8 protein-coding genes, 2 rRNA genes and 1 pseudogene are annotated in these 9,826 nt (G+C 69.6%); 9 read left to right on the top strand and 2 right to left on the bottom strand.

The annotated features are described in order from the left end of the window. From ABCR94_RS21880 to ABCR94_RS21865, 4 genes and pseudogenes are all read left to right on the top strand, one after another. Positions 1-777, top strand: a 23S ribosomal RNA gene (locus ABCR94_RS21880); the annotation flags it as partial. 109 nt (positions 778-886) lie between these two features. After that, a 5S ribosomal RNA gene (gene rrf / locus ABCR94_RS21875) occupies positions 887-1,003 on the top strand. Between the two features lie 125 nt (positions 1,004-1,128). Then, a pseudogene (locus tag ABCR94_RS39165) lies at positions 1,129-2,499 on the top strand (hypothetical protein); the annotation flags it as partial. A 144-nt stretch (positions 2,500-2,643) separates the two neighbouring features. Further along, complete coding sequence (locus ABCR94_RS21865) at positions 2,644-3,507, top strand: tetratricopeptide repeat protein (RefSeq protein ID WP_347121408.1); 864 nt, start codon at positions 2,644-2,646, stop codon at positions 3,505-3,507. Between the two features lie 76 nt (positions 3,508-3,583). Here ABCR94_RS21865 and ABCR94_RS21860 read toward each other — a convergent pair whose 3' ends face one another. Further along, positions 3,584-4,867, bottom strand: a complete 1,284-nt coding sequence (locus ABCR94_RS21860; RefSeq protein ID WP_347121357.1) for a DUF1015 domain-containing protein — start codon at positions 4,865-4,867, stop codon at positions 3,584-3,586. Between the two features lie 73 nt (positions 4,868-4,940). Between ABCR94_RS21860 and ABCR94_RS21855 the strand changes: the two genes are divergently transcribed. The 4 genes from ABCR94_RS21855 (at position 4,941) to ABCR94_RS21840 (ending at position 9,061) form a co-directional block, all read left to right on the top strand. After that, complete coding sequence (locus ABCR94_RS21855) at positions 4,941-5,969, top strand: HAD-IIA family hydrolase (RefSeq protein WP_347121356.1); 1,029 nt, start codon at positions 4,941-4,943, stop codon at positions 5,967-5,969. A gap of 58 nt (positions 5,970-6,027) precedes the next feature. Then, positions 6,028-7,080, top strand: a complete 1,053-nt coding sequence (locus tag ABCR94_RS21850) for a FecCD family ABC transporter permease (RefSeq protein ID WP_521977484.1) — start codon at positions 6,028-6,030, stop codon at positions 7,078-7,080. After that, positions 7,077-8,138, top strand: a complete 1,062-nt coding sequence (locus tag ABCR94_RS21845; protein WP_347121354.1) for a FecCD family ABC transporter permease — start codon at positions 7,077-7,079, stop codon at positions 8,136-8,138. The genes ABCR94_RS21850 and ABCR94_RS21845 overlap by 4 nt, the downstream gene beginning before the upstream one ends. Positions 8,139-8,221: 83 nt before the next feature. After that, positions 8,222-9,061: an ABC transporter ATP-binding protein gene (locus ABCR94_RS21840; protein ID WP_347121353.1), complete on the top strand. Its 840-nt coding sequence runs from the start codon at positions 8,222-8,224 to the stop codon at positions 9,059-9,061. Between the two features lie 12 nt (positions 9,062-9,073). Here ABCR94_RS21840 and ABCR94_RS21835 read toward each other — a convergent pair whose 3' ends face one another. Next, positions 9,074-9,421, bottom strand: a complete 348-nt coding sequence (locus ABCR94_RS21835; protein ID WP_347121351.1) for an SCP2 sterol-binding domain-containing protein — start codon at positions 9,419-9,421, stop codon at positions 9,074-9,076. Positions 9,422-9,463: 42 nt separating this feature from the next. Here ABCR94_RS21835 and ABCR94_RS21830 point away from each other — a divergent pair, with 42 nt between their 5' ends. Further along, entirely contained in the window at positions 9,464-9,823 is a 360-nt protein-coding gene (locus tag ABCR94_RS21830) for a hypothetical protein (protein ID WP_347121349.1), read from the top strand. Positions 9,824-9,826: the final 3 nt, after the last annotated feature.

Below are 9,826 nucleotides of genomic sequence, written 5' to 3'. Positions count from 1 at the left end.
GGAGACGTTGAAGCATGCACGCCAGTGTGTGTGGAGTCAATCTTGAAATACCACTCTGGTCGTGCTGGATGTCTAACCTCGGTCCGTGATCCGGATCAGGGACAGTGTCTGATGGGTAGTTTAACTGGGGCGGTTGCCTCCTAAAGAGTAACGGAGGCGCCCAAAGGTTCCCTCAGCCTGGTTGGCAATCAGGTGTTGAGTGTAAGTGCACAAGGGAGCTTGACTGTGAGACCGACGGGTCGAGCAGGGACGAAAGTCGGGACTAGTGATCCGGCAGTGGCTTGTGGAAGCGCTGTCGCTCAACGGATAAAAGGTACCCCGGGGATAACAGGCTGATCTTCCCCAAGAGTCCATATCGACGGGATGGTTTGGCACCTCGATGTCGGCTCGTCGCATCCTGGGGCTGGAGTCGGTCCCAAGGGTTGGGCTGTTCGCCCATTAAAGCGGTACGCGAGCTGGGTTTAGAACGTCGTGAGACAGTTCGGTCCCTATCCTCTGCGCGCGTAGGAATATTGAGAAGGGCTGTCCCTAGTACGAGAGGACCGGGACGGACGAACCTCTGGTGTGCCAGTTGTCCTGCCAAGGGCACGGCTGGTTGGCTACGTTCGGAAAGGATAACCGCTGAAAGCATCTAAGCGGGAAGCCTGCTTCGAGATGAGTATTCCCACCACCTTGAGTGGTTAAGGCTCCCAGTAGACGACTGGGTTGATAGGCCAGATGTGGAAGCCCGGTAACGGGTGGAGCTGACTGGTACTAATAGGCCGAGGGCTTGTCCTCAGTTGCTCGCGTCCACTGTGTTGTTCCCGGGTTGCGAACAGTCGCACCGGTTGAACAGATCCACTTACTTAATTGAAGAGTGTGCTTGTTCGCTAGAACCCGATAGGGTTTCGGTGGTCATAGCGTTAGGGAAACGCCCGGTTACATTTCGAACCCGGAAGCTAAGCCTTTCAGCGCCGATGGTACTGCAGGGGGGACCCTGTGGGAGAGTAGGACACCGCCGAACAATCTTTCAGGACCCTTGGTCCAGCGTCCACGCTGGACCAAGGGTCCTTTTTGTTTTTCCCAAAGCGCGTCCGACGGCCGGCTGCGCGAGAATGACTGCGTTACCCCAAGACAGGAGCCATACCGATGTCCACCAACACCCCCGACGATCGTCCGGAGCGCGACTCGCGCCGCCGGGACGGCGAAGACAGGGGCGGTTTCCGCGGCGGTCGTGACGACCGTGGGCCGCGCCGGGACGATGATCGCGGTGGCTCCCGTCGGGACGACCGTCCCACTGGCGGCGCGCGCGACGACCGCGGCGCCCCCCGCCGCGACGACAACCGTGGCACGCGTCCCAGCAGCGCTGGCGGTGGCGGCGGTTTCCAGCGTCGTGATGATCGCCCGTCCAGTGGTCCGCGTCGTGACGACCGCCCCAGTGGTGGCAGCGGTGGGTTCCAGCGTCGTGATGACCGTCCGTCGAGTGGTCCGCGTCGTGATGACGACCGTGGCGCGCCCCGTCGTGATGATCGTGGTGGCCGTCCCAGTGGTGGTGGCGGCTACGAGCGTCGTGACGACCGCCCGAGCAGCGGCCCTCGCCGTGACGACCGTCCCGCTGGCGGTGGGTTCCAGCGTCGTGACGACCGTCCGTCGAGTGGTCCGCGTCGTGATGACAGGCCGTCCGGTGGCAGTGGCGGTGGGTTCCAGCGTCGTGACGACCGTCCGTCGAGTGGTCCGCGTCGTGATGACAGGCCGTCCGGTGGCAGTGGCGGTGGGTTCCAGCGTCGTGACGACCGTCCCTCCAGTGGTCCCCGTCGTGATGACGACCGTGGTGCACCCCGTCGTGATGATCGTGGTGGCCGTCCCAGTGGTGGTGGCGGCTACGAGCGTCGTGACGACCGCCCGAGCAGCGGTGGCGGCGGTTTCCAGCGTCGTGACGACCGTCCGTCGAGTGGTCCGCGTCGCGATGACCGGCCCAGCGGTGGCAGCGGTGGCGGTTTCCAGCGCCGCGACGACCGTCCGACCGGTGGTGGGTTCCAGCGTCGTGACGATCGCCCCTCCAGTGGTCCGCGTCGTGATGACCGGCCGTCCGGTGGCAGCGGTGGCGGCTTCGAGCGTCGTGATGACCGTCCGTCGAGTGGTCCGCGTCGTGATGACCGGCCGTCCGGTGGCAGTGGCGGTGGGTTCCAGCGTCGTGACGACCGTCCCTCCAGTGGTCCCCGTCGTGATGACGACCGTGGTGCACCCCGTCGTGATGATCGTGGTGGCCGTCCCAGTGGTGGTGGCGGCTACGAGCGTCGTGACGACCGTCCGTCGAGTGGTCCGCGTCGCGATGACCGCCCCAGCGGTGGCAGCGGTGGGTTCCAGCGTCGTGACGACCGCCCGAGCGGTCCTCCGCGCCGTGACGACCGCCCCACCGGTGGCAGCGGTGGCGGGTTCCAGCGCCGTGATGACCGTCCGTCCAGTGCACCTCGTCGCGATGACAACCGCGGTGGCGGCTTCGAGCGTCGTGACGACCGGCGTGACGACCGTGGTCCGCGTGGGGACGACCGGGAGCGTGGTGGCTTCCAGCGTGACGATCGCGACCGCGAGCCCATCAAGCGGCTTCCCATCCCCGAGGACGTCACGGGGCGCGAGATCGACAAGGACGTTCGCCAGGAGCTCATGAGCCTGCCGAAGACGCTTGCCGAGGATGTCGCGAAGAACCTCGTCATGGTTGCCAACCTCATCGACGAGGAGCCCGAGGAGGCCTACGAGTACTCGCGTATTGCCCTGCGCCTCGCCTCGCGTGTGGCGGCGGTGCGTGAGGCCGCGGGCTTCGCGGCCTATGCGACGCAGCGGTACACGGAGGCCCTCGCGGAGTTCCGTGCGGCCCGTCGTATGACCGGCAGCGTAGAGCTGTGGCCCGTCATGGCGGACTGCGAGCGCGGTCTCGGCCGGCCCGAGCGGGCGATGGCGATGGCCGGTGAGCCCGAGGTGAAGAAGCTCGACAAGGCAGGTCAGGTCGAGATGCGGATGGTCGCTGCCGGTGCACGCCGGGACATGGGGCAGATCGATGCGGCCATCGTGACGCTGCAGGGGCCCGAGCTGGGGTCGACTTCCGTACAGCCGTGGACCGCGCGCCTGCGGTACGCCTACGCCGACGCGCTGCTGACCGCAGGGCGTGACGCCGAGGCGCGCGAGTGGTTCGCCAAGTCGGCCGAGGCCGACAAGGATGGCTCGACGGACGCTTCGGACCGGCTCGCCGCGCTTGACGGCGTGGAGTTCGTGGACGCGCTCGGTGACGACGAGGATGCGGACGACGCCGACGCCGACGCCGATGTCGATGTCGATGCGAGCGCCGATGTCGACGCGGGCGTGGACGCGGCCGTTCCGGCGGAGTCTGAGGACACCGAGGTGGATGACAGCGCTGAGGTGGAAGACGACGTCGAGGTCGAGGTCGAGGTCGAGGTCGAGGTCGAGCCCAAGGCTGCGCCCGGGATCGCGGGCACGTTGTTCGTGGAGCCTGTTGAGGGCGACAAGGACTGATCGCACGCACCAGCGGCATGCATGAATGAAGGGCGGCACCCCCGCGGGGGTGCCGCCCTTTTGCGTTCTGCCTCAGTCAGCTCAGATCGAGGCTGCGCAGTACCAGGCCGGACGCCGGCTTGGGGCCGAACGACGTGGACTTGCGGGGCATCATGACGCCCTGGCGGGCGAGGTCCCGGACGACTTCCTCACGTACCGGATGCATGAGGACAGCTGTCCCCCCATGGCGTTCCGCCTGTTCGACGGCCGCCTCCGTGGCGTGGATGTAGGCGATGTCCTCGGGGGCGTCCGGGATCGACCACAGGTGGTCCAGCAGTGTGGTGTGCAGGACTGTCGCGTCGAGGGTGCGCCAGGCGGCGGGACGGTCCGTGGGGACCGTACGGGCGAGCAGGGCCTCGTCGGGGCGGTCGACGAGGTGGAACGCGCCGTCCCCCGCGAGGAGGAACGCGTTGCTTGCCGCGGCGGCCTCGGCCAGGGCGTCCATGGCCTGCGGAAGCGGGCCGGGGATTTCGCGGACGCGGAACGTGTCGGCCACCGCCGCCAGCGCTTCGGCCACGGGCAGGCGGTGCAGCAGGCGGTGGATGGCGCGGACCTGGAGCGGGTAGCTCGCCGTATCGACGAGGAGGACCAGGCTGTAGTCCCAGGGGCCCGGGGCGGCCTGCTCCGACCTGAGGCGCAGGCAGGTCGCCCAGCGGTGGTGTCCGTCGGCGATCAGGGCCTGGCGGTTGGACAGGTCGGTGGAGACCGCTCCCAGTTCGGCGGGGTCCGTGACGGACCACAGACGGTGGCTGAAACCGTCCTCCGTGGTGGTGGACAGCAGCGGGGCGCGCTGGATGGTGCGGTCGATGACGGCCATCGCGCCGCTGTCGTCGCCGTCGCTGCGGTAGGTCAGCAGGAGCGGTTCGAGGTTGGCGGCGGTGGCGCGCATCAGACCGGCCCGGTCCGCGACCACGTGCGGCATGACGTCCTCGTGGGGGAGGACCACGCCCTCGGCGGGGGCGGACAGGGCGAGAGCGCCGATCAGGCCGCGCTGGAGGAGATCGCCCTTGCTCTGCTCGTACACGTACAGAGCGGGTTCGGGATCGGGGGCCAGCACGCCTTCGCCCAGCCAGCGGCTGAGGGTGTCGGCGGCCTGCTGGTTGCGATCCGCCGGGGTGGCCGCCTGCGGGAGGATCAGCCGGACGATGTTGTGAGGATCGGCCGATTCCAGATGGTGGAGGCCGTCCGGCCGTACGACGACGTCGTACGGCGGCGAGGTCACCGCGGCCAGGCTGCCGACCTGCTTGGGGACATATCGCAGTCCACGGAAGGGGACCAGGCGCAGGCCGTGGTCCTCCTCTGGCCCACCATGGGTACTCATTGATGCATCGTAAGTGGGGTACCCCGATGCGCGATGATCGGGGGAGAGGCATCGACTGAGGAGCGCGACCAGAATGAGCCAGCAGATCAGGACCCGTCCCGATGCGAGTGCGCGAGTGCTGGGGGAGGCGTACGACACGGCTCTGCTGGATCTGGACGGAGTGGTGTACGCGGGCGGTGAGGCGATCGTCCACGCCGTCGATGCGCTCGGGGCGGCCAGGGACGGCGGAATGCATCTCGCCTATGTGACCAACAACGCACTGCGGACGCCCGACGCCGTGGCGCAGCACCTGACGGAGCTCGGGGTGCTGGCCGAGGCCGCCGATGTGATCACGTCGGCGCAGGCCGTGGCCCGGCTGATCGCCGATCAAGTACCCGCCGGGGCAAGGGTGTTGGTCATCGGGGGCGAGGGGCTGCGGGTAGCGCTGCGCGAACGCGGCCTGGAACCGGTGGAGTCGGCCGACGACGACCCGGTCGCCGTCGCGCAGGGATACGGCGGGCCCGATCTGCCGTGGAGCCGGTTCGCTGAGGCCTCGTACGCCATCGCGCGGGGCGTGCCGTGGTTCGCGTCCAACACCGACCTGACGATTCCCAGTGCGCGGGGGATCGCACCGGGCAACGGTGCGGCGGTGGAGGTCGTAAGGATCGCCACGGGCGCCGAGCCGCAGGTGGCGGGCAAGCCGCTGCCGCCGATGCACCGGGAGACGGTGCTGCGGACCGGCGCCGAGCGGCCGCTCGTCGTCGGGGACCGGCTGGACACGGACATCGAGGGCGCGAACGCGGGGGGCGTCGACTCGTTGCTCGTACTGACCGGGGTGACGGACGCGGCGCTGCTGCTGGGCGCCGAGCCGAAGTGCCGGCCGACGTATGTGGACGCGGATCTGCGGGGCCTGCTGACCGGGCAGCCCGAAGTGGCCGAGGCCGACGGTGGGTTCACCTGTGGTGGGTGGACCGCCTCCGTGCAGGGTGACGTGCTGTTCGTCGACGGTGACGGTGACGCGCTGGACGGGCTGCGGGCGCTGTGCGCTGCCGCCTGGACGCACGCGGGCGACGGGGCATGCGCGCTGGATCCCGCGAAGGCCCTGGACCGGCTGGGTCTCTAGGGGGAGTCCGGCGTGATCGGGGAGCGCCCGCGATGCGAGGGTAGGCTAACCTAACCGGGTGTTGGTCGACAGTCCCCCCAAACAGAGCGCGGTGCAGGTCCAGGACCGTGCGCCCCGCAAACGTCGTGCTCTGCGGGCCGGCGGGTTGCTCCTCTCGCTCGGCGTACTGGCGCTCGTCGTGGTCGCGAGTATCGCCATCGGCGCCAAGCCGGTCCCGCTGGACGACGTATGGCACGCGTTGTTCGATGCCTCGGGCACCGGCAATGATGTGATCGTCCGGGACGTGCGGGTGCCCCGTACCGTCCTGGGCGTGCTCGTCGGTGCGGCGCTTGGGCTCTCCGGCGCGGTCATGCAGGCGCTCACCCGCAACCCGCTCGCCGAGCCGGGGCTGCTCGGGGTGAACGCGGGTGCGTCGGCCGCCGTCGTCTCCGCCATCAGCTTCCTCGGGATCACCTCGCTGACCGGCTATGTGTGGTTCGCGTTCCTCGGCGCCGGGGTCGTCTCGGTCCTGGTGTACGCCCTGGGGGGCAGCCGGGGGGCGACGCCGGTACGGCTCGCCCTCGCGGGCACCGCAGCCACGGCCGCGCTCTACGGCTACGTCAACGCCGTACAGCTGCTGGACTCCGCGGCCCTCGACCGGCTCCGCTTCTGGACGGTCGGCTCGCTGGCCTCCGCGAACGCGGAGGTCATCGGCAAGGTCTGGCCGTTCATCGCCGCCGGTGTGCTGCTCGCGCTGCTCATCGCCCGGCCGCTGAACGCCATGGAGATGGGCGACGACGCCGCCCGCTCCCTGGGTGCGCATCTGACCCGTACCCGCGTACTCGCCATGCTCTCCGTCACCCTGCTCTGCGGCGCGGCTACCGCCGCCTGCGGGCCGATCATCTTCGTCGGGCTGATGGTGCCGCACCTCGTCCGCGCCATCACGGGACCCGACATCCGCTGGATCCTGCCGTACGCGGCGGTACTCGCGCCCGTCCTGCTGCTGGGCTCGGACGTCGTCGGCCGGGTCGTCACCCGCCCCGCCGAGCTGCAGGTCGGCATCGTGACCGCGCTCGTCGGCGGGCCGGTCTTCATCCACCTCGTACGCCGCCGGAAGATGGCCCAGTTGTGAGCGTTCTTGCCCGGGTGAGGCCCCCCGGATCCCGCGCGATACGTACCCCCGGCGGGCTCTCCGTCCGACTCGACCCCAGGGCGCTCCTCGCGATGCTGCTGCTCGCCGTGGTGGCGCTCGCGGTGGGCATCGTCCTCATCGGCAGTGGCGACTTCCCGATGTCGCCCGCCGACGTCGTACGCACCCTGCTCGGCAACGGCACCGCCGCGCAGGAATTCATCGTGACCGACCTGCGGATGCCACGGGTCGTCGTCGCGCTGCTGGTCGGTGTGGCGCTCGGAGTGTCGGGCGCGGTCTTCCAGTCCCTCTCCCGCAACCCGCTGGGCAGTCCCGATGTGATCGGCTTCGGCCAGGGTGCGACGGTCGGCGCGCTCACCGTCATCGTCGTGTTCAAGGGCGGGGCCGTGGCAGTGGCGGGCGGCGCGCTCATCGGCTGCCTGCTGACCGGCGTCGCGGTCTACTTCCTCGCGTGGAAGCGGGGCGTGCACGGTTACCGGCTGGTGCTCGTCGGTATCGGCGCCGCCGCCATGCTCACGGCGGTCAACCACTATCTCCTCACCAAGGCCGCCCTGGTCGACGCGACGCGGGCCACGGTCTGGATGACCGGCTCGCTCGACGGCCGGGATTGGGAGCAGGCCTGGCCGCTGCTCGCCGGGTGCCTGGTCCTGCTGCCGCTGGTCTTCGGGCACGGGCGTGCGCTGCGCATGCTGGAGATGGGCGACGACTCGGCGTACGCGCTCGGGGTGAGCGTGGAACGCAGCCGGCTGGTGCTGATGCTCGCCGCCGTCATGCTCATCGCCGTGGCGACGGCCGCCGCGGGCCCCATCGCCTTCGTGGCGCTCAGCGCGCCCCAGCTCGCCCGCAGGGTGACGGGCTCACCGGGGCCCAACGTCGGGGCCGCGGCCTGTATGGGTGCCGCTCTGCTGGTGGTCGCCGACTGGGTGGCCCAGCAGGCCTTCGGGGACAGTCAGCTGCCGGTGGGCGTGGTGACCGGGGTGCTCGGTGGCTGCTATCTGCTGTGGCTGCTGGTCACCGAACGCAAGGCGGGGCGCATATGACCTCGCACCCGCACCCGACCGATTTGAATCTTCCGAGCGCCTCGGCCCATTCGGCCGGTTCGGCTGTGCAGAACTCCAGGAGCATGCCAGTGCAGCGCCTCACCGCGGAATTGGTGACCCTCGGCTACGACCAGCGGGTCATCGCGGAAGACCTCTCCGTCGAGATACCCGACAACTCCTTCACTGTCATCGTCGGGCCGAACGCCTGCGGCAAGTCGACGCTGCTGCGCGCCCTGTCGCGGATGCTCAAGCCGTCCCGGGGCCGGGTGCTGCTCGACGGCAATGTCATCGGTTCCATGCCGGCGAAAAAGGTGGCCAAGACACTGGGACTGCTGCCGCAGTCCTCGATCGCGCCGGACGGGATCACGGTCGCCGACCTGGTGGCGCGCGGGCGCTACCCGCACCAGGGGCTGCTGCGGCAGTGGTCGCCCGAGGACGAGCGGATCGTCGGGGAGGCGATGGACTCGACGGGCGTCGCCGATCTGGCCGAGCGTTACGTCGACGAGCTGTCCGGCGGTCAGCGGCAGCGCGTCTGGATCGCGATGGCCCTCGCCCAGCAGACACCGCTGTTGCTGCTCGACGAGCCCACGACCTTCCTCGACATTCAGCACCAGATCGACGTACTGGATCTGTGCGCGGAGCTGCACGAGACGCAGGGGCGCACACTCGTCGCCGTACTGCACGATCTGAATCACGCGGCGCGCTACGCCACGCACCTGATCGCCATGCGGGAGGGCGAGATCGTCGCGCAGGGGCCGCCCGCCGAGGTGGTCACCGCGGAGCTGGTCGAGCGGGTCTTCGGACTGCGCTGCCTGGTGATCGACGACCCGGAGACCGGGACGCCGCTGGTGGTGCCGGCGTCGCGCCGGACTCGTACTCGTACCGGAAAGGCGGCGGCCGGGGCCGCTGCAGCAGCTTCCTGACGGCCTCGGTCCCTACAGGAGCTTCCTGAGGCGCAACAGGTCACGGAAGCCCGCCTCCAGCCTGACTCGGCCGGTGGCCCAGGCCCTCGCGAAGTTCAGCTCGCCGCCGACCAGCGCGAGCAGATCGTCGCCCGTCATGGCGAGCCTGATCTCGGCGCGCTCGCGCGGGCTGCCGTTCAGGGTCTCGACGACGTCGATCCGGCCGGCCGTCAGGCGGCCGGTGAAGGAGACATCGAGATCGGCGATGTGGCAGCTCAACGAGCGGTCGAGCGCCACGGCGCCACGCACGCCGTCGTCGGCCCGAGCCAGGTTGTCCGAGAGCTTGTCGAGCGCGCTGCGGCACTCCTGCGTCGTCGCCATTGAGATCGACGGTACCCCAGCGCTTCGGGGTAGCGTCGTGCCATGAACGACGCGATGGCGGGTCAGGGGGCCGACTCCGGGAGTCAGGGGTTCGCAGGGGGGCGGGACGCCCCCGGGACCGGGCCCCAGGGGCCCGCGGGCCCGGCGGCCGCCGACGGGACTGCCGCAGGTCCGGAGCACGCACCGGCCGGTCCAGCGCCCATCGAGGTGGTGCGCACCCCTACCGGGCACGCCGAGGTGGACGCGTACCTGGAGCGTCTTGCCGATGCGGACCACCTCCCGTCGGACGGACACATCGAGGTGTACGAGGATGTACACGGGGGGCTGCGTGAGGCGCTGACCGCGCTCGACGCACGCCCGGGACCACCGGCGCCCCCTTCCCCGTACGAAAACAGGAGCTGAACC

This window comes from Streptomyces changchenzhani, assembly GCF_039766235.1.
Classification (GTDB): domain Bacteria; phylum Actinomycetota; class Actinomycetes; order Streptomycetales; family Streptomycetaceae; genus Streptomyces.
This window is presented reverse-complemented; position numbering and strand designations above follow the sequence as displayed.

Bases quoted from the DNA above. Each gene is read 5' to 3' on its own strand.
- ABCR94_RS21855 (WP_347121356.1), top strand. From the start codon at position 4,941: ATGAGCCAGCAGATCAGGACCCGTCCCGATGCGAGTGCGCGAGTGCTG.
- ABCR94_RS21830 (WP_347121349.1), top strand. From the start codon at position 9,464: ATGAACGACGCGATGGCGGGTCAGGGGGCCGACTCCGGGAGTCAGGGG.
- ABCR94_RS21865 (WP_347121408.1), top strand. From the start codon at position 2,644: ATGAGCCTGCCGAAGACGCTTGCCGAGGATGTCGCGAAGAACCTCGTC.
- ABCR94_RS21840 (WP_347121353.1), top strand. From the start codon at position 8,222: ATGCCAGTGCAGCGCCTCACCGCGGAATTGGTGACCCTCGGCTACGAC.
- ABCR94_RS21835 (WP_347121351.1), bottom strand. From the start codon at position 9,421: ATGGCGACGACGCAGGAGTGCCGCAGCGCGCTCGACAAGCTCTCGGAC.
- ABCR94_RS21860 (WP_347121357.1), bottom strand. From the start codon at position 4,867: ATGAGTACCCATGGTGGGCCAGAGGAGGACCACGGCCTGCGCCTGGTC.